The sequence below is a fragment of the Streptomyces glaucosporus genome (assembly GCF_039533345.1).
In the GTDB taxonomy this organism is placed as follows: domain Bacteria; phylum Actinomycetota; class Actinomycetes; order Streptomycetales; family Streptomycetaceae; genus Streptomyces; species Streptomyces glaucosporus.
Genome location: NZ_BAAATJ010000004.1, coordinates 45,636 through 69,750, shown reverse-complemented (window position 1 = coordinate 69,750; position 24,115 = coordinate 45,636). Strand labels below are relative to the sequence as shown.

Annotated in this window: 24 protein-coding genes; 10 read left to right on the top strand and 14 right to left on the bottom strand. The window is 73.6% G+C overall.

The genetic code is table 11. From position 1 onward, the window contains the following. Positions 1 to 104: 104 nt before the first annotated feature. The 3 genes from ABD358_RS06370 to tpg all read right to left on the bottom strand — a co-directional run bounded on the left by ABD358_RS06370 (position 105) and on the right by tpg (position 2,462). Positions 105 to 386 carry a hypothetical protein gene (locus ABD358_RS06370; protein WP_344629864.1) on the bottom strand — a complete coding sequence of 94 codons (282 nt, stop codon included), beginning with the start codon at positions 384 to 386 and terminating at the stop codon, positions 105 to 107. Positions 387 to 994: 608 nt separating this feature from the next. After that, positions 995 to 1,735 (bottom strand): VOC family protein, encoded by a 741-nt coding sequence (locus tag ABD358_RS06365; protein ID WP_344629863.1) that lies wholly within the window; start codon positions 1,733 to 1,735, stop codon positions 995 to 997. 172 nt (positions 1,736 to 1,907) lie between these two features. Continuing rightward, positions 1,908 to 2,462: a telomere-protecting terminal protein Tpg gene (tpg, locus tag ABD358_RS06360; protein ID WP_344629862.1), complete on the bottom strand. Its 555-nt coding sequence runs from the start codon at positions 2,460 to 2,462 to the stop codon at positions 1,908 to 1,910. A 359-nt stretch (positions 2,463 to 2,821) separates the two neighbouring features. Between tpg and ABD358_RS06355 the strand changes: the two genes are divergently transcribed. The 4 genes from ABD358_RS06355 to ABD358_RS06340 all read left to right on the top strand — a co-directional run bounded on the left by ABD358_RS06355 (position 2,822) and on the right by ABD358_RS06340 (position 6,354). Beyond that, complete coding sequence (locus tag ABD358_RS06355) at positions 2,822 to 4,381, top strand: SMI1/KNR4 family protein (protein ID WP_344629861.1); 1,560 nt, start codon at positions 2,822 to 2,824, stop codon at positions 4,379 to 4,381. A gap of 342 nt (positions 4,382 to 4,723) precedes the next feature. Further along, complete coding sequence (locus tag ABD358_RS06350) at positions 4,724 to 5,515, top strand: ATP-binding cassette domain-containing protein (protein ID WP_344629860.1); 792 nt, start codon at positions 4,724 to 4,726, stop codon at positions 5,513 to 5,515. A 147-nt stretch (positions 5,516 to 5,662) separates the two neighbouring features. After that, a complete protein-coding gene (locus ABD358_RS06345) occupies positions 5,663 to 5,965 on the top strand; it encodes an ArsR/SmtB family transcription factor (protein WP_344629859.1) in 303 nt (100 codons plus the stop codon). Then, complete coding sequence (locus ABD358_RS06340; protein ID WP_344629858.1) at positions 5,962 to 6,354, top strand: VOC family protein; 393 nt, start codon at positions 5,962 to 5,964, stop codon at positions 6,352 to 6,354. The genes ABD358_RS06345 and ABD358_RS06340 overlap by 4 nt, the downstream gene beginning before the upstream one ends. Positions 6,355 to 6,608: 254 nt before the next feature. Here ABD358_RS06340 and ABD358_RS06335 read toward each other — a convergent pair whose 3' ends face one another. Continuing rightward, positions 6,609 to 7,649, bottom strand: a complete 1,041-nt coding sequence (locus ABD358_RS06335) for a vWA domain-containing protein (protein WP_344629857.1) — start codon at positions 7,647 to 7,649, stop codon at positions 6,609 to 6,611. Positions 7,650 to 7,839: 190 nt separating this feature from the next. Here ABD358_RS06335 and ABD358_RS06330 point away from each other — a divergent pair, with 190 nt between their 5' ends. The 4 genes from ABD358_RS06330 (at position 7,840) to ABD358_RS06315 (ending at position 9,744) form a co-directional block, all read left to right on the top strand. Next, complete coding sequence (locus ABD358_RS06330) at positions 7,840 to 8,346, top strand: DinB family protein (protein WP_344629856.1); 507 nt, start codon at positions 7,840 to 7,842, stop codon at positions 8,344 to 8,346. 173 nt (positions 8,347 to 8,519) lie between these two features. Continuing rightward, the gene (locus ABD358_RS06325) at positions 8,520 to 9,068 is read left to right on the top strand and encodes a TetR/AcrR family transcriptional regulator (protein WP_344629855.1); all 549 of its coding nucleotides are present in this window, start codon (positions 8,520 to 8,522) and stop codon (positions 9,066 to 9,068) included. Then, positions 9,065 to 9,424: a DMT family transporter gene (locus tag ABD358_RS06320; RefSeq protein ID WP_344629854.1), complete on the top strand. Its 360-nt coding sequence runs from the start codon at positions 9,065 to 9,067 to the stop codon at positions 9,422 to 9,424. Before ABD358_RS06325 ends, ABD358_RS06320 begins: the two co-directional genes overlap by 4 nt. Further along, positions 9,421 to 9,744, top strand: a complete 324-nt coding sequence (locus tag ABD358_RS06315) for a DMT family transporter (protein ID WP_344629853.1) — start codon at positions 9,421 to 9,423, stop codon at positions 9,742 to 9,744. The genes ABD358_RS06320 and ABD358_RS06315 overlap by 4 nt, the downstream gene beginning before the upstream one ends. 838 nt (positions 9,745 to 10,582) lie before the next feature. On the opposite strand, the gene ABD358_RS06310 is transcribed toward ABD358_RS06315, so the two are convergent. Further along, entirely contained in the window at positions 10,583 to 12,073 is a 1,491-nt protein-coding gene (locus ABD358_RS06310) for a vanadium-dependent haloperoxidase (protein ID WP_344629852.1), read from the bottom strand. Positions 12,074 to 12,423: 350 nt separating this feature from the next. Continuing rightward, positions 12,424 to 12,789 (bottom strand): hypothetical protein, encoded by a 366-nt coding sequence (locus tag ABD358_RS06305; RefSeq protein ID WP_344629851.1) that lies wholly within the window; start codon positions 12,787 to 12,789, stop codon positions 12,424 to 12,426. Positions 12,790 to 13,043: 254 nt separating this feature from the next. Between ABD358_RS06305 and ABD358_RS06300 the strand changes: the two genes are divergently transcribed. Then, positions 13,044 to 13,463, top strand: coding sequence for a hypothetical protein (locus ABD358_RS06300; RefSeq protein WP_344629850.1), 420 nt, complete (start codon positions 13,044 to 13,046; stop codon positions 13,461 to 13,463). A 142-nt stretch (positions 13,464 to 13,605) separates the two neighbouring features. Continuing rightward, complete coding sequence (locus tag ABD358_RS06295; RefSeq protein ID WP_344629849.1) at positions 13,606 to 14,244, top strand: HD domain-containing protein; 639 nt, start codon at positions 13,606 to 13,608, stop codon at positions 14,242 to 14,244. Positions 14,245 to 14,324: 80 nt separating this feature from the next. On the opposite strand, the gene ABD358_RS06290 is transcribed toward ABD358_RS06295, so the two are convergent. The 8 genes from ABD358_RS06290 to ABD358_RS06255 all read right to left on the bottom strand — a co-directional run bounded on the left by ABD358_RS06290 (position 14,325) and on the right by ABD358_RS06255 (position 24,021). After that, the gene (locus ABD358_RS06290; protein WP_344629848.1) at positions 14,325 to 15,236 is read right to left on the bottom strand and encodes an NAD-dependent protein deacetylase; all 912 of its coding nucleotides are present in this window, start codon (positions 15,234 to 15,236) and stop codon (positions 14,325 to 14,327) included. Positions 15,237 to 15,369: 133 nt separating this feature from the next. Further along, a complete protein-coding gene (locus ABD358_RS06285; RefSeq protein WP_344629847.1) occupies positions 15,370 to 15,918 on the bottom strand; it encodes a GNAT family N-acetyltransferase in 549 nt (182 codons plus the stop codon). A 278-nt stretch (positions 15,919 to 16,196) separates the two neighbouring features. Continuing rightward, positions 16,197 to 17,966 (bottom strand): ABC transporter ATP-binding protein, encoded by a 1,770-nt coding sequence (locus ABD358_RS06280; protein WP_344630106.1) that lies wholly within the window; start codon positions 17,964 to 17,966, stop codon positions 16,197 to 16,199. Next, the gene (locus ABD358_RS06275) at positions 17,966 to 19,801 is read right to left on the bottom strand and encodes an ABC transporter ATP-binding protein (RefSeq protein ID WP_344629846.1); all 1,836 of its coding nucleotides are present in this window, start codon (positions 19,799 to 19,801) and stop codon (positions 17,966 to 17,968) included. Before ABD358_RS06275 ends, ABD358_RS06280 begins: the two co-directional genes overlap by 1 nt. A gap of 469 nt (positions 19,802 to 20,270) precedes the next feature. Beyond that, positions 20,271 to 21,926 carry a hypothetical protein gene (locus ABD358_RS06270; protein ID WP_344629845.1) on the bottom strand — a complete coding sequence of 552 codons (1,656 nt, stop codon included), beginning with the start codon at positions 21,924 to 21,926 and terminating at the stop codon, positions 20,271 to 20,273. A 243-nt stretch (positions 21,927 to 22,169) separates the two neighbouring features. Continuing rightward, positions 22,170 to 22,295, bottom strand: a complete 126-nt coding sequence (locus tag ABD358_RS06265; RefSeq protein WP_344629844.1) for a hypothetical protein — start codon at positions 22,293 to 22,295, stop codon at positions 22,170 to 22,172. A gap of 159 nt (positions 22,296 to 22,454) precedes the next feature. Continuing rightward, on the bottom strand, positions 22,455 to 23,090 hold the full coding sequence (locus tag ABD358_RS06260) for a hypothetical protein (protein ID WP_486388649.1): 636 nt from the start codon (positions 23,088 to 23,090) through the stop codon (positions 22,455 to 22,457). A gap of 409 nt (positions 23,091 to 23,499) precedes the next feature. Beyond that, positions 23,500 to 24,021: a hypothetical protein gene (locus ABD358_RS06255; RefSeq protein WP_344629843.1), complete on the bottom strand. Its 522-nt coding sequence runs from the start codon at positions 24,019 to 24,021 to the stop codon at positions 23,500 to 23,502. Positions 24,022 to 24,115 lie beyond the last annotated feature (94 nt).

Here is a 24,115-nt window from a genome sequence, read left to right as displayed (position 1 = left end):
CTGACAGATGATCCACTCCGCAGACAACCGCTGATTACCCGCGTGAGCAACCTGGAAGGCCGTCACACCAGCCCTTTGACCTCCATCTTCAAGTTGGCGGAGGCTCAGTGCTGGACACCCCGCACCCCGCTCCCCACCGAGTTGGTGTGCCGCCACAACGCCACGCTCGGATGACGGACCGCGTCCAGCGCGAGCTCCAGCCGCCCCGCCGCGAAGTCCGGGTCGCCGGCCGCGAGCGCGTGCACCGCCGCCAGCCGGAGCTGCGGCTCGGGGGAGCCGAGCAACGAGCGGAGAAGGGCGCCGGTCTCGTCGGACCGGTCGCCGGCCGGCTCCCGCCGGACCGCCCGGCCGAGGGCCAGGACCAGGACCAGGTCGAGCCGGGTCACCGGATCGCTCTCCGCCCGCCGGCACCGCAGGAGTGCGGGGAGGACGTCCGCGCCGGGGCTGGTGCACACCGGCCACGTCGGCCGCGGCCCGCCGGATCTCCGGTGCGGGATCGGCCAGCAGGGCGAGCACCTCCGGCAGCGCCCGCTCCCAGGCCGACGGCCAGCCGGGATCCAGGAACCCCTCGGCGACCTGCCCGGCCTCCCCTGCCAGCTCCGCCACCAGTTCCAGCACCGCGCGGCGGCTCGGCACACGCGGGGCGGCGGCCGGACGGAGCAGGAAGGGCAGCGCGGCCGTGGCGGCCGGACAGATCCAGCCGCCCTGGTGGTAGAGCAGGTCGAACAGTTCGGACGCGGCCTCCTGCGCGTCCGCCCGGTCCGGCCCCGCGCGCCGGCGCAGCAGGCCCGGCACGTCCCCGGTGGGTCCGTAGTTGTGCTCCAGGCCCGCCCAGTCGACCGCTTCCAGCCCCTCCCACATGCGCGCGACCCTACCCGCCCGGCCGGCCCACCCCGGGGCCACGGCGCACGAGCACACGGGGCTCACGTGCCACGGCACCGTCGGGGCCCCGCGTCAGGGCAGCCGGGCCGGCCGGGCCGGTCAGGGCGGTCCGTCAGGGCAGGGCGAGGACGCAGAACTCGTGGCCCTCCGGGTCGGCCAGCACCGTCCACGGCACGTCGCCCTGGCCGAGGTCGAGGTCGGTGGCGCCGAGGGCCCGCAGCCGGGCCACCTCCGCCGCCTTGTCGTCACCGGGATACGGCAGCAGGTCGAGGTGGACGCGGTCCGGCACGGTCTTCACGCCGGACGTGCGGAGGAACTCCAGGTACGGGCCGACTCCCTTGGCGGAGCGCAGCACCGCATGGTCGTCGGTCACCTCGTGCAGCGTCCAGTCCAGCGCCTCCCCCCAGAACCGGGCCATCGCCCGCGGATCGGCGCAGTCGACCACCACTACGGCGATCGGCCCGGTGTCCCGGTGGGCCTCCCGGGGCTCCAGCACGCAGAACTCGTTGCCCTCCGGGTCGGCCAGCACCGTCCACGGCACGTCGCCCTGGCCCACGTCGGCGGGCGTCGCCCCGAGAGTCTTCAGACGCGCCACCAACTCCGCCTGATGGGCCGCGGAGGCGGTGGCGAGGTCGAGGTGCACACGGTTCTTCGCCGCCGTCTTGGGTTCCGGGACGGGAACGACGTCGACACCGAGGAAGACCGGATCCGGCCAGACGAGGCCGCCGGCGGGGCCGACATAGGTGGTCGCGCCGGGGCTGTAGGCACTCCAGCCGAGCGTCTCCGCCCAGAACCGGCCGACCGCCGGGGCATCGAGGGCCTTGATGTTCACCATCACGGGTCGCAGCGTCATGCCGGCGATCGTATGCATCCGCTCCGCGACGGGACCGCACCGCCGCCGGACGGGGACCGCCCCCGACCGGAGAGCCCGGCCGGAACGTCCGGCCCGGCCGGGCGAACCGGCCACCCGTCGGATGAAGCGCCCCGCGCTGCGCGGAGGGCGCCCGCCGTCCCGGGAGGCGGGCTCAGTAGTCGAGTTCGATGTAGTCGATGTCGGTGAACTCCACCAGCAGACCCGGGGCGCGGCGGCCGCCGTCGCGGAAGTACTCCTCCTGCAGGCCCTCGGCGACCACGGCCCGGAGCCGGTCCTCCGGAGCGCCGGCGGCCTGGGCCTCGAAGAGGCGGGCGGCGTAGTCGGGCGGAAGGTGCCGGGTGATCCGCCGCATCCGGCCGTCGTCGGTGGAACCGGGAGCGGCGGTGAACCCGAACCGGGCACGGGCCTCGACGGTGATGCCGTCGGTGGTGGCGGCCCGGCGGCGGGCCCGCTCCCGAACCCTGGGCTGCCAGCGCGCCCGCACCTCGCGGGCCAGGCGGTCGGCGAGTTCCGGACGCGGCCGCTTGATCTGCCCCTTCACATACCGTTCCACGGTGCGCTGGGAGATCCCCAGCAGCCGCGCGACGGCCCGGGTGCTCTTCTCGCTCCTGACCAGGAAGCGCATCTGCGCGGGTGCCGTCCGGGGGATGGGACGGGTGAAGATCCGCTGCTCGGCCTTGCTCAGGCTGTCACCGATGATGCCCACGTCGTTGGATGCTTCTTTCCCTGAAGTTCCTCGAAGTTGCCCGATGTTCCTCGAAGTTCCTCGAGGTCGCCCGATGTTCCCTGATGTTCCTCGGTGTTCCTCGATCGTCTGCGCGGACCGCACCGATCGACGGCCTGCCCCGAAGAGGCGGGTCCGGTGCGGGTGGGGTGATTCTCGCTCAGAACGCCCTCCGCCGTGCCGGCGGGGTGCGCCGCGGTCCGGGGCCGCCGTCGAGGAGTCTGCCGCACCGGCTTCCGGCACCGCACGGCGGGCGGGGCGTCGGGAGAGCCCGCGGCCGTGCGTGTCAGTGGTCCCTGCCAGGATGACCGGCATCGCCGACAGAACGGGAGCAGCAGCACATGGTCGAGCAGGCGGCCCACCGCATGGCCGAGCGGATCGCCGCGAACGCGCCGGAGGACTGGACCCGCGCCGTGTTCTCGGGGCACGCGGGCAGCGGCGGAAGCGGAATCACCGGCGGCTACACGCTCCACGGCGCGCACGTCCCCGGGGGGCGCCCCGATCTGCACCCCCTGCTGAGGGAACTCGCGGAGGCGGTGCGCGACGACCGGGGCTGGGACCCCGTCGCCTGGGAGATGGAGTGCCTGCCTTCCGGCGAGTACCGGCTCGTCACGTTCACGGGCGCCGTCAGCCGCGTGCCCGAGTACGGCGGCGGGTACGAGATCGTCCTGGATCCCGACCACCGCCTGCCGCAGCCCGGCCTCCGCCAGGAAGGGAGCACCGCCGCCCCGGCCGGCGACCCGGAGCTGGCCGCGACGAGGTTCCGCGCCTACCTGGAGCGGCGCGCCGCCATCCTCGGACACTCCGAAGAACTGCCACCACCCGTCACCGCCGCCGCGCTCGACGAGGCCGAACGCCGCATCGGCCGCCCGCTGCCCGCCGACCTGCGGGCGCTGTACCTGATCGCCGACGGGGACGGCATCGAATACCGGCACCGCTACCTGATCGGGAACTACGGCTGGCTGCCCCTGGAGGGTCTGGTCGCCGAGTGCACCGAGTGGCGCGACTGGCAGGACCGTCCCTGGCACGGCTGGGACCTGGAGTGGGACGCCGTGGTCTTCGACACCACCCCCGCCGACACCGTCCGCCGCTGCGGGGACCACCCCGGCTGGATCCGCTTCGCCACCGGCGAGGACGGCAACTTCCTCGCCGTGGACATGGACCCCGCCCGCGACGGGCGGCCCGGCCAGGTCATCCTCACCGGCCGCGACTACGACGAAGGCCCCGAGTACGTCGCCGACTCCGTCACCTCCCTGCTCCAGGAACACCTGGAACTGCTCGAACAGGGCTCCTACGAGAAGTACGACGACCGCATCTCCCTGAACGAGCCCGCCGGCGACCCGGGCACCCGGCAGATCATCGGCGGCATCCCGGACGAGGTTCCGCCCACTCTCCAGGCCATCCACATCAACGACGCCGCCGGCACCGTCGACCTCACCCCGCTCACCGCCGCGCCCGGCCTCCGCTGCCTCCACCTCAACCGCTCCACCACCGCCGACCTGACGCCCGTGCGCGGCCTGCCCGTCGAATCCCTCCGCGTCACCCTCGACGGCGGCGACCTCGCTCCGCTCGCAGGCCATCCCCATCTGGCGTCCCTCTCGCTGGACACCACAGCCCCGGTCGACCTCACCCCGCTGAGGACCGCCCCCAACCTACACGGCCTCGACCTGTCCGGTGCCGAGACCTCCGACCTGGCCGTCCTCGCCGGTCTCAGCGGCCTGCGCTACCTCGCTCTCACCCGGCGGCAGTGGGCCACGCTGTGCGACCGCCGCGAGGTCCCGCCGGCCCTGGCAGCCGTCCGTCTGGCCGGGGACGACGTGACCTTCGAGGAAGCACTCGCCCTGGCCCTCCGTCTCGGCCTGGGCACCGGCAGCGCGCTCCGCGTCACCGGCAGCCTCTGAACGCGGGCCCGCCCCGTTCCGGAGCGGGCCCGCGGCGGGGGAGTGGCGTCCGGGGACGGGGGACACGGCCGTCCCGGCCCGGACGAGAGGGCCGCGCCCCGCTGCCACCGGGGACGGGGGGCGGGCGATCCCGCGTGCCCGCTCCACGGCCGGACGCGGTCCGGACGAACGGAACCCCGGCAGCGTTAACATGACTTCTATGGCACGAGGTATCTGGTCGCAGAGGATCCGGCCCGCCCGCTGACGGCGGCGCCTTTCTCCTGACCCCGCGCTCGCCGTCCCGGTCCCCGCCGGGCGGCCGCCACCCGCTGCCCGGCTCCACCACGAGCCGCGGAGCATCCCGTGAACCTCCCCCCGACCCCCGACGCCATGCCCCTGCCCGCCGGGGCGGACGGCCACGCGCACATCCGAGCCGAGGGCGTCACCGTCACCCGCGGGTCCCGGCGTGTCCTGGACGACGTCTCCGTCACCCTCTCCCCCCCCCGGTCGCGGGTCGCCGTCGTCGGCGAGAACGGCTGCGGCAAGACGACGCTGCTGCACGTCCTCGCCGGGCTGATCACACCCGACGAGGGCACCGTGCACCGGACCGGCACGATCGGCCTGGCCCGTCAGGAACTGTCCGCACGGGACGGCGAGACCGTCGGCACCCTGACATCCGAGGCGCTGGCCGCGTCGCTCGCGGCCCTTGCCGCGCTGGACGAGGCCGCCCTCGCCATGGCCGGGGGCGATCCCGCCGCCGAGGGCCGCTACACCGCCGCGCTCGACGCCGCCTCCCGGCTCGACGCGTGGGACGCCGAGCGCCGCGTCGACGTCGCGCTCGAAGCCCTGGGGGCCTGCGCCGACCGCGACCGTCCGCTGTCCACCCTCTCGGTCGGACAGCGGTACCGGGTCCGGCTGGCGTGCCTGCTCGGCGCGCGGCACGACGTCCTGCTGCTCGACGAGCCGACCAACCACCTGTCGCCGGCGCTGGTCGACGAGCTGACCGACGCGATCCGCGGCACGAGCGCCGCCGTCGTCGTCGCGACACACGACCGGCAGTTGCTGCGGGACCTCGCGGACTGGCCGCGTCTGGAGGTGGGCGAGACCCCGGCACGGGGTGACCGCTCCGGCGCGTCCCGTCCGAGGGGCGGGTGAGGGCACCGGCCGGCGCCGCGGCTGTCGGGGACGGTTCGGTGGCGTCACGGCCACCGAACCGGGGGAGCATGCTCCGGCAGCGGGCCGGTTCGGGGCGCGCCCCGCCTCGACTTGATAGGCAAGTAGTTACTTGCCTATCCTGTGGTGGTGGCCGACGATCTGTTCAAAGCCTTGGCCGATCCCACCCGCCGCACCATCCTCGACGAGCTCACGGAGAAGTCCGGACAGACACTGTTCGAGATCTGCTCGCGGCTGAGCATGAAGCACCAGCTCCGCATCTCGCGCCAGGGGGTCTCCCAGCACCTCGCCGTGCTGGAGGCCGCCGGGCTCGTCGAGACCAGGCGGGAGGGCCGTTACAAGTTCCACGACCTCAACACGGCCCCGCTGCGGCAGATCACCGAGCGGTGGCTCGTGCCCGACGCACCCGGAGCACAGGAGAGCGCCCCATGAAAATCCGTCTGACCAGCGTCTTCGTCGACGACCAGGCAAAGGCCGAGCGCTTCTACACCGACATCCTCGGCTTCGTGAAGAAGCACGACGTCCCGGTGGGGGAGAAGGACCGGTGGCTGACCGTCGTCTCGCCCGACGAGCCCGACGGCACCGAACTCCTCCTGGAGCCCGTCGGCCACCCGGCCGCCAGGACCTACCGCGACGCGCTCGTCCAGGACGGCATCCCGCTCGTCCAGTTCGCCGTCGACGACGTGAGGGCCGAGTACGAGCGCCTGCGCGACCTCGGCGTCCGCTTCATCCAGGAACCCCTGGAGATGGGCGCCGTCACCACCGCCGTCTTCGACGACACCTGCGGCAACCTGGTCCAGATCGCGACACAGCCGCGGTAGGCGGCCGGCCACCGGCCGCGTCCACCGCCCCCGCAGAGTGCCGCTCCGCGGGAGACACCGCCACGACAGCATCGAGGCGGTGCTTGGCAAGGTCCGGGCGGCTGCCCGCACCGGACCGCTGCGCGGCGCGGTGGCCACCCGGCCGGTGCCCGGCGGCCCCCACCCGCTCCCCTGCTGTGCCCGTGGCCGTCCACTCCGCTGCCGGCGGAGCGCCGGGGCGGGCGATCCGGGGTCCGGCGGGAGGTTCCAGGCCGTCAGAGCATGAGCAGCAGCCGGGTGTTCGGCACGAGCTTCCGGTTCACGCTGGTGCTCTGCACGAAGATCGTGAAGTCGTCGTTGTGGTCCGGCTTGACGCGCACCTCCACGTCCGGCAGACCGAGCAGGGCCCGGGCCTCGGGCCCCGTGTACACCCGGTCGGTCTTCTTCTCCAGCACAGCGATCTGCTTCTGCGCCTGGATCTTCTCCGACTTGCTCAGCTGGTAGAACGCGCAGCCGGTACGGTAGGCGTGCCCGCATTCGACGACCCAGTCCCGGATCGCCACCTCACGGGGCACCGGGATCAACTGGTACTCCGACGGGTTCACCGGGGTGAGGCCGGCCGCCTTGATGGTGTCCTTGTTGACCGCGTCCGCACCCGTGGAGAACACCGCCCGCGATCCCCGGATGCCCTGGGTGCGGCCCACCATGAACCTCTCGGTGGCCTGCTGGATGACCTGTCCGGCCTCCTCCAGGCCCTGTGTGCTCGTGGCGTCCCAGATGGCGATGTTCTCCTTCGGGAAACCGCACTGCATGGCCTCGCGCTTCCCCATCTGGTCCGGCACGAGGACGGCCAGTGTCCAGTTGTCCTCCTGCGTCCCGATCATCTCGGCCACGGCCTTGACCAGTCCGCGCGGATCCCTGGTGGGGGCGTCCGGACAGCGGTGGCTCGCGTTCTCCTGCCCGTCGGTGAGTATGAACGTCAGGAAGCTGTGGTCGCCGTACAGCTGGGCCGTCTGCGCCAGCTCCCGCTGCGACTTCAGCGCGGCCGCCAGCAGGGCCGTCATCCCCCCGGTCCGGTACAGCTGCTTCAGCGACGGCATCCGCAGCACGTCCTTGTCGTAGATGGCGCACTCCACCGTGTCCGCGAAGACGTACACCGTGACGCGGGTCTCCTGGTCCAGCTCCCTCGACCGGCGGGCCAGGTACGCGATCTGCTGGTCGGCGACTTCGACGACCTTGCGGCTCAGGTGCGACATGGACGAACTGGCGTCCAGCACGAGGGCGACGTGGTTGATGTAGTTCTGGTTGCCGGACATGGCAGCTCCCCCTCTTTCGGAACTCGGTGCCCTTACCGTCTCACCCGCCACTGACAATCGATCTTGACTCCCGGAACGGACGAAGGGCCCGCCCGGCGGGGGTGCGGCCGGGACGCGGCACGAGACCTCGGGGCGGGCCCGCCGGTAAACGCCTCGACACAGGTGGCGGCGACAGGGAATGCTCCGTGTGATGACCAGAATCGACGACATACCTCCCGCGTGGGACGAGCGCACCCAGCTCACCACGTTCCTCGACTACGCACGCGACACCGCCCGCGCCAAGTGCGAGGGCATCTCCGCGGAGAACGCCCGCAGGGCGCTGCTTCCGGGCTCACCGCTGATGACCGTGAGCGGAGTGATCAACCACCTCCGCTGGGTCGAGTACCACTGGTTCCAGGTGGTCTTCCTCGGCGAGGAGGACCGGGGTCCCTGGACCGACGAGGATCCCGACCGCGAGATGCGCATCGCCGTCGACTTCCCGCTCACGCGGTTGCTCGACGAGTACGCCGAACAGAGCGCCCGTTACCGCGAACTGGTCGCCGGGAACAGCCTGGACACCCGGGCCGAGCGGGCCTTCCGCGGGGGCCACCACGTCGACCTGCGCTGGATCCTCCTCCACCTCACCGAGGAGACGGCCCGTCACAACGGTCATCTGGACATCCTGCGCGAGCTGCTCGACGGCACGACCGGCGTCTAGAAGAGCGCTTCGCCCTCGTGGGAGGCCCGGTCCGCGCCCCCGGGCCCCGTGCCGGTTCGGAGCGGTTCCGCGGCCTCCGCCCGCCGCGGAGACGACCAGCCGGCCGCCGTGCCCACCGGGCGTGGCCGCCGCCACCCCGATGAACTTTACCTTCCGGTCGGTAAAGTGAGGGCGTGGCGGGGAACGCGAGGCACCGGATCCTGGACGGCGCGCTGGACCTGCTCCGCGCCGAGGGCGGCGGATCGATCACCCTGGAGGCGGCGGCCAGGCAGGTCGGACTGACCAAACCGGGGCTGATGTACCACTTCCCGACCAAGGAAGCGCTGATGCTCGCGGTCGTCGACCACGTCGCGGACCGGTGGGAGAAGCTCCTGCTCGACCGGCTCGGCCGGCCGCTGGAGACCGCCTCGCCGCACCAGCGGATCCGCGCCTACGTCGAGGTCGCCCTGGCCGCCCCGTTCGACCGCGCGGACTTCGCGATCCACTCCGACGCCCACTACCGCACCGCCCTCACCGACACCTGGGTCCGCCGCATCGAGCCCTGGATCGCGCTGCCCGACACCCTGACGGACGCGGCGCGGGCCCGTCTCACCGCCGCCCGGCTGCTCGCCGACGGCTACTGGACGGCCGCCGCCACCGGCGTCTTCCCCGTCCCCGACCACGACCGCGCCCACCTCCTGGAGGTGGCCGAGGAGCTCCTGGAAGACGAGACCTCCCGATGAAGAAGTGGCTGCTGCTCACCGCGGCGATCCTGCTCGAAGTCACCGCCACCCTCTCCCTGCGCGGAGCCCTCGACCGCCCGGCGCTCTACGCGGTCGTCGCCCTCGGCTACGCCGGATCCTTCACCGTGCTGTCCCTCGTGCTGCGCGCGGGCCTCGCCCTCGGCGTCGCCTACGGAGTCTGGGCCGCCGGCGGCGTCGCCCTGACCGCCGTCCTGGCCACCATCGTCTTCGGCGACCCGCTGAACGCGGTCATGGGCTCCGGCATGGCCCTGGTCATCGCCGGCGTGCTGTGCGTCGAACTCGGCGCGCAGACCGCACACGCCCGCCGGACCCACGAGGAAGGAGCGGCCTCGTGACCTGGGTCTTCCTGACCGGCGCCGTTCTGACCGAAGTCGCGGCCACCCTGTGCCTGCGCATGGCCTCCCAGGGCGGCGGCAGGAAGTGGCTCGCCGCCGTCCTCGCCGGATACCTGGCCGCGTTCGCCTGCCTCACCCTGGCCCTGGACGGCGGTCTCCCCCTCGGCGTCGCCTACGGAGTCTGGGCCGCCGGCGGCGTCGCCCTGACCGCCGTCGCCTCACACGTCCTCTTCGGCGAACCCCTCACCAAGGTCATGGGCGCGGGCATCGGCCTCATCGCCGCCGGCGTGCTGTGCATCGAACTCGGCGCCGCCCACTGACGACCGGCCGTCCTCGAGCGTCGTCGGCAGCCCCGACCGGGAGCGGTCCGGCGCCTGGAGCCGGGACTTCCCGTCCACGCACAGCACCGGTGGCCGCACGGGGGTGAGCCATTCCCCGGCCTTTTCCATGAGTTCCACCAGGCTGGAGAAGCCGTCCGCGGCGCGGCCGGCCCCCATGCCGCGCCGGAAGAGGCCGACGGCGGCGGCTGGAAGGGGGTGTCGACGTCCGAGTCGGCGATGGTGTGCGGGACGTGCCCGGCACTGGCCGCTCCCATGGCCGGCCGCTCCACGTCGCCGAGGTGGTCGCCGCCGTCGATGCGCTCGTACGAAGCCCTCCGCGTCTGCGCCCCGCACCGCCCAGGGCAGCTGTGCCGGACGCTTCGCCGGCCCGGCGGCCGCCACCGGGGGCCGCCATCCGTGCGTGACCGCGACCGGCCGGCCCGGCGCGCCGGGGCGCGCTCTCCGCGGGACGGACCGGCCGGATGCCCGGCCTGCGCAGGCCGGCCGCCGGAGGCGTCAGTCGGCCGCGCGGGCGCCGGATCGCCGGATCCCGTGGACGTTCCCGCGCCGGGACCCGTCCGCTGCCGGGGCCGGCGGCAGACGCCGACGAAAACCGCCGTCCGGCCCGGGACGCCAGGGCGGGCCTGCCGCGCACCGCGGGGCCTCCCGGGCTCGGCGGCAGGTGCCGTGACCTGCGCCGAGCCCGGAAGCCCCCCACCCGCTCACATACCGGGGAAGGCGCGTGCCGCCCGCTGCGCGAGACCTCGGGGGGCGCGGCCGGTGCCCCCGGGGCACGCGCCCTTCGGGCGCCGGCGCGGGACCGCGGGGAGCCAGGGGGTCATCTGACCATCAGCCTGAAGCTGGCGCCGTCTTCCAGCAGGTCGCACCGGTACTGGGACCAGCGGTGTTCGTCGATGAGTTTCCGGCCCTGCTGCGGGCAGCCGGTCTGGGTGTAGGGGCTGCCGAAGGAGATCCAGTCCGCGGAGGTGTTCACGCCCAGGCGGTTCGCGGTGACGTGGCCGGAGACGCGCCGGCCGGTCTCCAGGCCCTGCTCGGCGTCCCACCGGTAGTGCACGCCGAGCCAGATCCGTGCGAGGGCGTTCTCCCGCGCGGCGGCGGAGAAGCTGCCGAAGCTGCGGATGACTCCCTGCGCGTACGGGTCGTCGGTGGCCGCGTCGAAGGACATGGCGTCCCTGCCGAACCAGAACTGCATGGTCTTCTCCCAGGCGCCGGCGAAGGTGGCGTGCCCGGAGACGTAGGCGGGGAAGGGCGGGGAGAAGTGCCTCCCCGAGCGGTCGGCGGACAGCGGCTGCCACGAGGGGTCCGCCACGGTGGCGGGGTTGCCGTCGCCGTCGATCGTGATGGCGCTCTCGGGACGCCACAGGTCGATGTCGGTCCGGTACTTCGTGTGCCAGGCGGAGATCCCCGCGTCGGCCAGGGACAGCGACAGCAGGGCGAACAGCTTCGCGGTGCCCGACGTCTGGATCCTGTTCAGCCTGACCAGCGTCCGGGTGTTCGCGTAGATCTGCCCGATGGGCTTGTAGGTGCCGTCCAGGTCGTTCGCCCAGAAGTGGGCGGCCTCCGTCTGGTCGGCGGTGCGGGCCGGGCTGTTCACCCCGCCGTACTCCTTGACCTCGTTGACCTGGGTGGCGTACTCGGGGCTCTCGAGCAGCTCCCCCATGGAGGTCTTGTTCGCGGGAGGGCCGGGGGAGAACTGGCTGCCGGACGTCAGGACGAACGGCCTGACCCCGCCCCAGTTCGGCGTGACCGCCGCACCGGAGCCCGTGGGGCGCCAGAAGCCGGGCCGCGTGCTCGCGGCGTAGGGCGTGGAGTCGTCGGCCTCGTCCCCCTCCCGGCTCTGGATCATCGCCCGCGCGGCGGCGGTGCCCACGTCGGCGCCGTCCTGGCGCTGGGCCGGGGTGACGGTGGAGGGGATGGCGGCCTGCGCGGCGTCGAGGTCGGCGCTGAAGTCGATGTCCGGCCACACTGCCCTGAGCGTGGTGTAGGCCGCGTAGTCCACCGCGGTGTCGTAGTCGGGCGAGGAGCCGGACCGCAGGGGGACCTTGACCAGGTAGGGCTGCCCCAGGCAGCCCGCGGGGCGGACGCACTTCGCGGAGTTCGCCGCGTCGTAGATCGCACCGTGCACCATGGCTCCGGCCCGGGCGAGCCGCGTCGGCGCGGCGGCCTCGCCGTTCAGCTGGCGGAAGGTGCGTTCCAGGACCCTGTTCCAGTAGATGACGTGGTCCCTGTCGACATCGAGCGCCGCACCGCGGGCCTCCGCCGCCGGCGCGGGAGCAGCGGTGAGCGCGGAGCAGGCGAACACCGCCACCAAAAAAGCGGACAGCGCCGCTGTCCGCCTGCGTCTTCCGGCCGGTAAGGCAATGGCAACGTTCTCTCTTCGCTTTCCTACCACGGTGGTCTCCTTTGGATCCGTCGTGGCGGGGTGTGCGGATCCCCCGCTTCGGTCGAGGATGGTGCCACCCGGCCCCCACCGTGTCATTAGCACTCAGTGCACTGTTGTCGTCCCACGGTGCACTTCCTTGCGGCCCCGGCACCGCGGCCGTGCCGGCGGCCCCGAGCTCGCGGGGCAGCGGCCGGCCCGAGCGCACGGGCCCGTGTTCCCGGCGACGAGAGGTCCACCCCGCCGCGCCTTTGGCCGGGCGCGGCGGGAAGCCGGTGTCAGGAGACGCGTTTGAGCGTCCAGGCGTTGGGGTTGAAGCTGGGCACGGTGGAGTACCGGCAACTGCTGCTGTAGTAGCTGCTGCCGGTCTGGACCCACCCCGCGGGCGGATAGGTGGAGGCGCACGCGTTGACGGTCGTGCCCACGGGCAGTCCCGTGAGCTGCTTGATCTGCTTGACGTTGGGGGCGCTGCCCGAGCCGCACGACAGGCTCGTCCCCCAGCTCACATCGACCCAGCCGGCGGGAGTGAGCGTACTGGCGCAGACGGTCTGGACCTCGCCGGGCGCCGCGTGGGCCGGGGACGTGGCGGCCGCGAGCCAGAGGGCGGGAACGGCGAGGGCCAGTGCCGCGGTGCGCTTGTGCATCACCGGTGTCTCCTCCTGTGGGAAGGGACGTGCTTCGGAAAAGCCCCGCGCCGGTGCGGGCGGGGTTGTGCGGTGCGGGGCTCCACCACCCAAACGCCGGAAGCTCCTCCTCGGGAGGGTTTTTCCGGTCACACCGACGGTCCCCGGTCACGGCCCGGGCCGGCCGGGGCCGGACGCGCCCCCGTCCGCTCCGGGACGGCTTGCGGGCGGATCGCGGTGGACCCGCCGGCCTCGTCCGTGAGAGCCTCGCCACGATGGGCACCCATGACGAGGCCGAAGTGGGCGAACTGCTGCACCGGCGCGGATGGCGGACGGCATTCACCGTGGCCGACAGGGTGAACGCGTGGACGGAGCTGGTGAACGCGGTCGAACGCGGATACGGCGACGACATCCACGAGTACACCAACGACCTCTACTGCCGGGACTGGCTCCACGAGGCATGGCTCCTGCTGCACGACCATGTCGTCCACACCTGGACACCGCAGGTCGAGGCCGCGGACGAGCGGTTCAGGGCGGCAACCGTGGCCGACGACGGCCTGGCCCTCGGACGGTTCCACCGGCCGCCCCGCCCCGACATGTGGTGGTGGCGACGGCACCCCCGCGTCCTCACCGGCGCCCTGGGCCGGGCGCTCCGCTCCGCCGGCGCCGTCGGTGCCGCTCCGGAGGACCTCTGACCCGCGCCGGCCGGGACGGCCGCGGAGGACCATGACCGCTTCCGGGGTTCTCCGCCGTTCGGCAGCGGGCGCGGCGGGCGGTTCCGGCGGAGAGTGGAAGCAACTGCGGACACCCGCGTCACCGTTCCCCAGGGAGGCCACCGTGACCGAAGAGATCGCCGGCATCGAGATCCCCGACAGCAGGCTCGCCCGGGACGCCACCGAGCTGATCCGCGACACCACCCCGCCGCTGATCTACCACCACTCCCGGCGGGTCTACCTCTTCGGCCGTCTCCAGGCCCGGGCCCTGGGCATCCGGCCCGACCCGGAGCTGCTGTACGTGGCGGCGCTCTTCCACGACACCGGCCTGGTGCCGCCGTACCGCGGCGACGACCAGCGGTTCGAGATGGACGGCGCGGACCAGGCGCGCGCCTTCCTCCTGGACCGCGGCGTCCCGGCCGCCGACGCGGACACGGTGTGGACGGCCATCGCGCTGCACACCACCCCGGAGGTGCCGTACAAGATGGCTCCCGAGATCGCGGCCACCACCGCGGGCGTCGAGACCGACGTACTCGGCCTGCGTCTGGCGAACGTCAGCCGGGCCGAGATCGACGAGATCACCGCCGCGCACCCCCGCCCCGACTTCAAGCGGCAGATCCTGCAGGCGTTCACGGACGGCTTCAAACACCGCCCCGACACCACCTTCGGCACGGTGAACGCGGACGTGCTGGAGCACTTCGTCCCCGGCTTCCGCCGCACCGACTTCGTCGAGGTGATCCGGAACTCCGCCTGGCCGGAGTGACCGCGCCGCGCGGTACGGGCGTGCCGGTGGCGGTCCGGGCCGGCTGCCCCGCCGCCCGGGGCCGGCCCCGGGCGGCCGGGTCACGGGCTCGTCCGGGCCGCCGCCTCGCCGTCGACGGGGATGCCCAGCCGGCCGGCCACGGCGGTGAGGGCCGCCCCCAGCGGGAGCGCGACCCGGGCGAGGGCGTGCCGGTCGCCCCGGGTCGGGGCCAGGTTGACGATCAGCACCGGCTTTCCGGCCCCGGCCGCCTGGCGGACGAACCGGAGCCCGGACATCACCGTCAGCGAGGAACCCAGGACCAGCAGCGAGGACGCCTCGCGGACCAGCTCGCGGCAGTGCTCGACCCGCCGCGGCGGAACGTTCTCGCCGAAGAACACCACGTCCGGTTTGAGGACGCCGCCGCAGCTCGCGCAGGGCACCACACGGAAGTCCCCGACCTGCTCGTCGGTGAGATCGGCGTCGCCGTCCGGGTTGAGCGCGGCGGCCACCGGTTCGAAGCCCGGATTGGCCTCCTCCAGCCGCCGGGCGAGGTCACCGCGCGGGCTGAGGGCGCCGCAGGACAGGCAGACGACCCGGGCCAGGCTTCCGTGGAGTTCCACGACGTCCTCGCTGCCGGCGGCCTGGTGCAGGCCGTCGACGTTCTGGGTGATCACACCCGACAGCAGACCGTGCCGTCCGAACGCGGCCACGGCCCGGTGCCCGGCGTTGGGGCGGGCACGGCCGAAGGTGCGCCAGCCGAGGTGGCTGCGCGCCCAGTACCGGCGCCGGGCCCGGGCGTCGGAGGTGAAGTCCTGGTAGGTCATCGGGGTGTGCCGGCTCAGGCTTCCGCCCTCGCCCCGGTAGTCGGGGATGCCCGACTCGGTGGAGATGCCGGCCCCGCTGAGCACCAGCACACCGCCGGTGCTCAGCGCGTCGGCGACCGGCTCCGGGTCCGTGATGCCCGGCGGCAGGTCCTCGGCGGGGGTCCAGCTCAGAGTGGGGCGCATGCGCATGCCGCCAGGGTACGGAACAGGCGGCCTCCGGCCGCTCCCGCCGGTCGGCGGGACGGTCCCCGGTGGCCGAGCGCGGAACTCCGCCGCCGGGTAGGTCCTCCGCCGTCCGGAAAGCCCTCACGACCGGACAGTGTCACGGTGCCGGCGACAGCAGCCCCCATGTCTGCAGGGCGTAGGGCCGCCCCTTCTCCTCCCCCTCGATCAGCGGCACGTCGAGGAGGCTGAAGCCCGCCTTGGTGGCCACGGCGACGCTGGCGGCGTTCTCGGCCTCCAGCTCCAGGATCACCTGCCCCACGCCCAGCCGCTCGAAGGCGTACGCGGCCATCACCCGCACCGCCCGCACGGCCAGCCCCTGGCCGCGGTGCGCCGGGCCCACGGCGTAGCCGATCTCCATGGCCCCGGCCGCGCGCCGCAGCATCACCTCGCCGAGCGGCGCGCGGCCGTCGACGGTGATGGCGAGCAGGATGGTCGTGCCCTCCGCCCGCAGCCGCCGGGCCAGGTCCAGCCGTGCGCGCGCCGCCGCTTCGTCGAAGGGGGAGACGATCGGGGTCCAGTACGCGATGTCGGGGTGGTCGAACAGGTCCGGCATCGCCGCCAGGTCCGCTTCCGTCCAGTCACGCAGGACGAGACCCTCTCCCGCGAGTTCGATCCGGTCGGGAAAGGGCGGCGTGGCGCTGCTCATGTGCGGATCCTTCCTGGCCCGTGGGACGAGCCAGCATAACGGGGCGGTGCCGCCCCACCGGATTCCTTTTCCGGGCTCCCGCACTTGAGCGGCCGTCACGCCATGACGCTCCCGCGGGTCCCTGCCGGTGCCCGCACGCCCACGACCGCTGCGGCGGGCACCGCGGTCCCGTCCCGGCGACCGCCTCGCCACCGGCCGGGGCGTGGCCGCGCCGCGGAACGCCCTGTGCGGACGGGCGGCGCCGCCCGCCCGAGGGGTGCGGACCGGCCGGGCAGGCATCAGACGAAGTACCGGGCCTGCAGGCGGAACAACTCGGCGTAGAGTCCGCCGGCCCGGCTCAGCGTGTCGTGGGTGCCGACCTCGGCGACCCGGCCGTCGTCCAGGACCACGATGAGGTCGGCCGCCCGGGCGGTCGTGAGGCGGTGCGTGACGAGGACGGTCACGCCGCCCTCCGGACGGCTCAGGTCGGCGTACTGCCGGAACAGCCACTCCTCGGCCCGTGCGTCGAGACTGGCGGAGGGCTCGTCCAGGATCCGCAGCAGCGGCGCCTGCCGCATCGCCGCCCGGGCGTTGGCGACCGTCTGCCACTGGCCGCCCGACAGTCCCTTGCCGTCCCACGACTTCCGCCCGAGGCGCGTGTCCAGGCCCTCGGGCAGCGACGCGAGGAGCCTGTCGCCGCCGGCCGTCCGCAGCGCCCGGAGGATCCGCTCCGGGTCGTCGCGGTGTTCGAGCCGGCCCAGCCCGACCGCGTCACGCAAGGTCATCTCGATGTGCACCGGATCCTGGAAGGCCACCGTGATCCGGGCGCGCCACTCCTCCGGCGCGAACTGCGCGAGATCGGTCCCGTCCACCAGGATCCGTCCCGCGTTCGGCCGGTGGAGACCGCTGAGCATCTTGACGAACGTCGACTTCCCCGCGCCGTTCTCGCCGACCAGGGCCACCACGGCACCGGCCGGGAGTTCGAGGTCGATGTCCCTCAGTGAAGGCCGGTCGCGGTTCCAGTACCGGAAGGAGAGACCCTCCACCCTGATGCCGCCGTCCAGCCGGGACGGCACCGTCGCCGGCCCGGCCGGCACGACGGCCGCCCGCTCCTCGGCGCCGTCCTCCACCACGTCGAGGAACGCCCGGGTCGCCCGGAGCGACTCCAGCGTCCAGAAGGTCAGGGTCAGCAGGCTCTGCACCTGCCCGGTGATCTGGCTGCTGACGGCGACGGCTGCGACGACGAGGCCCAGCGAGGCGTCGCCGGCCAGGCCGGCCCGCACCATCAGGACGACGGCGGTCGCGTACGCCAGCACGAAGAACAGCCAGGCCAGCGCGACCGGCACCCGGGCCAGCAGATCGGTCCGGGCGATGTCCCGGCCCGCCAGGTCCCACTCCTCGCGGTGCCGCCGCCGCAGCTCGTCCGCCAGTCCGAAGAGGCGGACCTCGCGACCGGGCGCGGCCGTGGTGGCGAGCGTGAACAGATGACCGGCCAGCCGGGTCCGGGGTGTGGCGCGCCGCACGGCCTGACCGCGTTTCCTGTCCGCCGACCGGGTGGCCAGCACCGTGGGGACGGCGAAGAGCGGCAGCACGGCGAGGACGGGAACGACCGAGGCCATCAGGACGGCCGAGGCGATCAGGGCCAGCGCGGCCCCGGCCAGCCACATCAGCCGGTCGAAGGCCGGCCCGATCTCGCCGCGCGCACCACGGACCACCGCCGCCTTGTCGGAACGGCTCGAACGCTCGTGGACCTCCAGTGTCGGCGTCGTGCCGACCACGTCGACGAACCGGCGCTCGACTTCGTTCTGGATCTCCTCCTGCAGGCGGAGACGGGTGAAGTAGCCGGCGATGAAGGTGCCCTGGGTGAGCATCACGAAGACCGCCACACACAGCGCGAGTGCCGCCAGGCCGCTGGTCGACCCCCGGCTCGCCGCCTCGCTGAGCAGTCCGAGCAGCACGGCGAGGCCGATCCCGGTGGCCTGTTCGAGAAGCGCCACCGCCACCACGAGCAGGGACCGGACCCGGTCGGTGCGGGGCCCGATGGTGAGGGCGAAGCGCAGGGCGTCCATCACGACTGTGCCTCCTCGAAACGCTTCGCCTGCAGGCGGAACAGCTCGGCGTACCGGCCGCCGGCACCGATCAGGTCCTCGTGCGTGCCGTCCTCGACGATCCGGCCGTGATCGAGTACGACCACCCGCTCCGCCTTGCGCACGGTCGCGAACCGGTGCGAGATCGCGATGGTGGTGGCGCCCGCGGTGAGCTCGTGGAACGTGTCGTAGAGCCGGGCCTCGGCGCGGGCGTCGAGGCTCGCGGCCGGCTCGTCCATGATCAGAAGACGTGCGCCGTGCCGCAGGCCGAACAGGGCCCGGGCGATGGCGATGCGCTGCCACTCGCCGCCCGACGCGTCGACCCCGCCCGGATACCCGCTGGACATCACCGTGTCCCAGCCGTTCGGCAGTCCCTCGATGAACTTCAGCAGCCCGGCCTGGCGCGCCACGGCGCGCAGGCCCTCCTCGTCGTCCGCGTGGGCCAGGGAACCGAAGGCGATGTTGTCCCGCACGGTCAGCTCGTACCGGCCGAAGTCCTGGAAGACGGCGACCACCTGACGCTGCCAGCTCCGGCGGTTGGCGTCCTCGACCGGGGTCGCGCCGACGCGCACCGAACCCCCGCTCGGAGCGTCCAGACCGGCGAGGAGCCGGGCCAGCGTCGTCTTGCCGGCCCCGTTGAGGCCGACGACGGCGAGCGACTGGCCCGCCGGAACGGCGAGGTCGATGCCGTGCAGCACCTCGTCCGCGGCGCCGCCGTAGCGGAAGCGGAGATTCTCGCAGGAGATGGTCGCGGCCGGCCCCGGCCAAGGGGCCTGGTCCGGCACGGCCGGCGACGCCACCACCGGGAAGGCGAACGCCTCGGCGGCCGCCTCCGAGCCGAAGCCCACGCGGAGATCGTCGTCGTCCGCCCGGAGTATCTGCAGGAGCGCCCGGACGGCCAGGCCGCCGACCGCCAGGTCACCCACCGTCGCACCTCCGGTGGCGGCCCGGTGCGCCAGGTAGTGGAAGACCGAGGCGACCGTGACGCCGGTGACCACGACCACCACGACGACGAACAGGTCGTGCTCGCGCCGCCGCCGCCAGACCTCCGCCATGTTCGCGCGCCACTCCGAGTGGTACGCGTCGCGGAAGAAAGCCGCGAGGCCGAAGAGGCGGACCTCCCGGGCCGCGTCCGGCGTGGTCGGCACGTCCCGCAGGTAGGACGTACGGCGGAGCTTCTTCGTCTGGTTCACGGTCTCGACGACGGCGATCCGGTAGTTCCGGACCAGCCGGGAGTGGATCACGACGAAGACGGCGAAGACGATCAGCCCCAGTCCCCAGGCGACCTGGGTGAGCAGTGCCGCGGAACCGATGCCGGTCACCCACATCGAGGCCTTGGCGGAGAAGCCGAAGACCGCTTCCCCGGGGGGCATGTCGATGGTTCCCTCGCCCCGGGCCCGCCCGATCCGGCCGAGGTGGGCGGGGTCCTCGAGGTGGCCGATGGTCGTCGGCCCGGACGCGGCCGTCATCACGCGCTCGCCGAGCCGGCCGGTGACCCGGCGGCCCAGGGCCCGGCCCAGGGCCGTCCGTGCCGACTCGGCGAGGTGGGTGAGGAGGAACAGCGCGACGACCAGGGCGATCCAGCGGTAGCACTCCCGTGCCGCCGGGGTGCCCGGACCCTGGCCGATCGCCGGGGTGAGCGCGTCCACCAGCCCGCCGATCGCGATGGTGATGCCGACCGGGGCCGCACCGGCGAGGACGGCCGCGACCGCGGTCAGGGCGGCCACGGCCGGCGCCTCCGAGAAGGCGTACCGGACGAGGGCGGGCATCGCCCGCCGCTTCGCCGGGGACGGCGGCCGGCCCGCGTCCGCGGTCATGCCTTCCGCTCGTCTCTCTCGCCGTCTAAGTCGCGGGCGTTCGCCTCCCGGACCCGAGTGCTCGACATCTGTCCTCCTGGTCGACTGCCGGTGCTCCGTTCACGGCCGCTCTCCGGAGCTTTCGCCGATGAGCGACGACGCCGTCGCCGGCACCGCGGCTCCCCGGATTCCCGGTCCGGATCGGGGAGGGCCGGGACAGTTCCGCACGCCGGACTCGGCCCGGCCGGTGAGGGCCGGGACAGTTCCGCACGCCGGACTCGGCCCGGCCGGTGAGGCGACGAGTGCCCGAATGGTGGCACCGCCGTTCGCGGCGCCGCAATGCAATTAGCGGACCCATTTGTCCGGAACGATCACTGTATGTTCAGCCGGCTGGGCGGCTGCGGCGGCGTACGCCCGGTGCGGGGACTTCACGGGAGGGAGAGCCGGCGCCTGTTCCGCCGGCGCCCGTTCCGGGGCAGGGCCCGGTGCGTCACAGCAGTCCTCCCAGGGGCAGGACGCGCTCGGTGAGCCGCCCGCGCAGCACCCCTTGGGCGGTGCCGGCTTCGGCGAGCCAGTCGGCGGTGACCAGAAGTTCGGCGTGCTCGGCGATGTGGTCGGACGGCAGGGCGGTGAACGCGGCGACCGCGTCCAGGCGGAGTCCGCCGTCCTCAAGGTGTCCGAGGCAGCCGTCGGGGCGGGCGTGGGCGGCGGTGTACAGGGCCAGCAGCCGGGTGGCGGCGCCGAGTTTCCTCTTGCGGAGCTTCCGGTCGCCCACCGCTTTCTGGGCCCAGCCGGAGATCCTCGAACGGGTGGTCTTGCCGAAAGCGAACGGGCGGGACTGCTCGGGCAGCAGCGTGGGGACGGTGAACGCGGTGGGGTTCTCGGGCCGGGAGGCCATCACCTCCTCGACGGTGCCGGGCAGGCACAGCCACCCGTCCGCGACCAGCCGCCGGAGCACCCGCTCGGCATCGCCCTGGAGCCAGCCGGTCAGGTCCTGGCCGGTGATGTTCCCCGTGCCGCCGCGCGCGGCCCGCAGGGTGAGCATGAGCACCGCCAGGCGCACCCCGGCCTCCGGGTGCGGGGCGTGGACGGCCACATGGTCCAGCACGGCGCGCGCGTGCTCGGCCTGCTGCCGGGTCAGCAGCCGTTCCACCACCGTCCCGTCGCCGGTCGCCGTGCCGCCGACACGGTTGGCGTGCATCTCGCGGGTGGTCTGTGCGGCCTTCTCGGCGCGCACCGCCTCGTGGCGCAGGGAGCCGTCGCCGCTCACGTCCGCCCACAGACGGAAGGCGCGGGCCTTGCGCTCGTGGAGTTCGGCGAGGAGGAGGAGATCGGGCTCGGGGCGCTGCTGGTAGGCGCGGAACGCGTCCCCGAGTTCGATGAGCTCCACCCGCAGGACGTCGGGTTCGAGGTCGTGCGGCACGATCCGCTGCGCGATCTTCCCCCGCCGCTTCGCCTGCCGGGGCGCCCCACCCGGCGAGGCGGCGCGGGCACGAGGGACCGGCGCCGCTGCGGTGGCCGGGGAGGACGGGGTACCGGCGGCGGGGGAGGACGGGGCGCCGGCGGCGGGGGAGGAGCCGTGGTCGGAGAACACCGTCGCCACACCACCGCCCACCGCGCCGCCCGCGGACTCCCGCTCCGCGGCAGGCTTCCCCGCGGCCCGGTCCGCCCCGACCGGGGCGGTGCGCGCCGGGGACGGGGCGATGTCCAGAACACGGCAGCCGGCGGTGGCGGCCGCGCACCGGGCGCACGTCTCCGCGATCCGCCACAGCCTTCCCGCGCGGTCCGCGTACACCGTCAGCACCACCGGACCGCCGCACTGCGCGGCCCCTGCCGTCGGCCGAGCCCCGCCGCGCGGTCCGGCGGAGGGATCGGGGACGTGCCAGGCACAGCCGGCGGCACGGCAGGAGCACCGCGCCCCGCCGCGCGGCCCGCCGCCCGCGCGGATGCGGGCCAGATGCGCGTTGACGTGGTCGATCGCGGCCTTGCGCCCCGCGGCTGCGCCGGGAAGGCGCTGGTCGGCGCAGGCCGGGCGGGAGCAGGAGAGCCGGACCGTGCCGGCGGAGGGGCGGCCGTAGGGGTCCAGGCGTACCGTCCACACCCGTCCCATCAGGTGTTCCTCCTGCCTGTCGGCCTGTGCTGCCATGTGTGCTCCCAATTCCTGACCTGTTGCTTCGGGCAGTGCCCGTCTTCGGAGGGGACCGGCCGGTCCACCCCGAGGAGCGAGGATTTCCGCTCCGGGCCCCGACGTACAGCGACCGGGCCGCGTGGCGGACGGCTTCCGGCCCCGACCATGCGGTCGACATGGCAGGTTCCGGTCGCCTTCCGGCCGTCCCGCCCGGTCGGCACCCGGCGCCCGGCCGGAGCATCGGGCGCCGACCGGGGCCGTTCACCCGGCGGTGGGACCGGCCCCCTCGTCGGCGACCTGCGACGGCACCCGGAAGTGCGGGTGCCGCCCGGTGTGGAGCGCCGTCAGGGTGCTGGTGGGCTCCGGGCCCGGCCGGCGAGCCATCATCCCCCATTCCGTCTCGGCGGGTAGCCGATCCACTCCTCTGCGTATGCTGCCTCGGACGGGGCGTCCCCGCGGAAGGATCGCGTCAACCGACCTGAAAACTTCCGGCACAACGCGATCCGCAGGCGACACCGGCAGATCAACGAGCGGACAAGCCGACGGTCACCCGGCCTCGCCCGCCGGCCAGCCGAGTGCCGTACACGCCTGGCGCACCGCCTCCCCGGCGGTCAGCCGCGTACCCCGCTCGAACGCCTCCGTGAAGGCGGGCTCCCCCAGGACCTTCCGGGCCGCCGCCGCGACACGGTCCACGTCGCCGCGCTCGGCGGGCGGCAGCGGGGCCCCCACGCCGCTGCGCGCGGCGTCCGCCGCCCCCAGCAGCACGGCCGCGCACGCGGCGGCGTCCCCGTGTCCGAGCAGCGCCGCCGCGCCCGCGAGGCCCTCCAGGGACAGGGCGAGAGCGCGCGGCTCGCCCAGGGAGCGGGCGACGTCCAGACCCCGCAGGTGGCAGGCGACCGACCGGTCCGCGTCGCCGCGGAGCTCGGCGAGGAAGCCGAGTTCGGCGAGGAGCAGGTGGTCCCCCGCCGCCGAGGACACGTCGGCGTAGCCGTCCCGGATGTGCAGCAGGTGGGCCTCGGCGGCGTCGAGGTCGCCCGAGCGCCGCGCGCCGAGCGCGAGCCCCATCTCCGAATGGATCTCGCCGTACTCCGACGGCTGGCCATCATAGGAGCCACGCTTCTTGCGGGTGCGGGCCTGAGTGACCTTGTCCGGGAGGGTGCAGCAGATGCTACGCCGCCGCATCGTCCGGTCCCGATCCCACCGCCCACATGCGAAAGAGAAGGCCGCGCCCGTCCATCACGATGCCACAGACCCTTGCACTACGACCTGACGTCACCCTCCGCGGCCGTCTTCCCGGTGGATTCCGGAATTCCTGGACCGTCCTATGCGCGGACGCGCGAGGAACTGAGGACGCAAGGGCTGCACTCCCCGGTGATCTTTCCACGAAACGCTGCCAGGTCCGGCGGCCACTGGCGGAGGCGCTGCTCCGGGTCGGCGGCGGATCCTGTGCTGACCCCCTGACGACCGTCCGCGTCCGCCGGAAACCGTTGGCAGGCCGTTTGGAGGATTTCAGTGGACGGGGCTGCGATCTGGGCATTGATGTCCTCCATGCGGCATTCCGCGAGCGGCGTTGACCGCAGAGGCGGTCGGGTCAGCGTTTGACGCGGCCGCGGACGGCCAGTACCGCCAGACCAAGGAGAGCGGGTTCGGCCAGGCGGGAGGCCATCTCGATGTAGGTGCCGGCGGTGGTCAGGTCCTGGCCGGAGGAGCGGAACACCACCGAGTTGAGCGTGACGCCCAGCGCCTTCTCGAACCGTTCGCCGGTGAACCGGTCCCCAGTGGGGTTGCGCGGATCTTCCTTGTCTATGGTGAAGGTGATCCGACCGCCGCCGGGCGGCACGGTACCGGTCGCCTCCTGACCGGGGGAGTTCTGGGGGATACCGAAGCTCATCAGCAGCACGACCGTGGCCAGCATCGCGCCGGCCAGCCAGCCCAGCGCCCGGGAGGCCCGCAGCCCGTACCCGGAGACCGCCCAGTACAGGCTCAGCAGGGCGCGCTCGGCGTGGGGAGTGCCGGGATCGTGGCGGCGCATCTCTATCTCGCCGTAGTAGAAGTTCGCCGCACCGGGTTCGTCCTTGCCGTCCTCCAGCGCCTTGCGCAGCGCCCGGTACACTGGCGCCAGCTGCGCTGGCCCAACGGGCCCGGCCCCCAGCACCGCGGTGTTCCATCCTCGCACCGCTGCCGGTTGGCGGGCGCGCCAGTGGTGT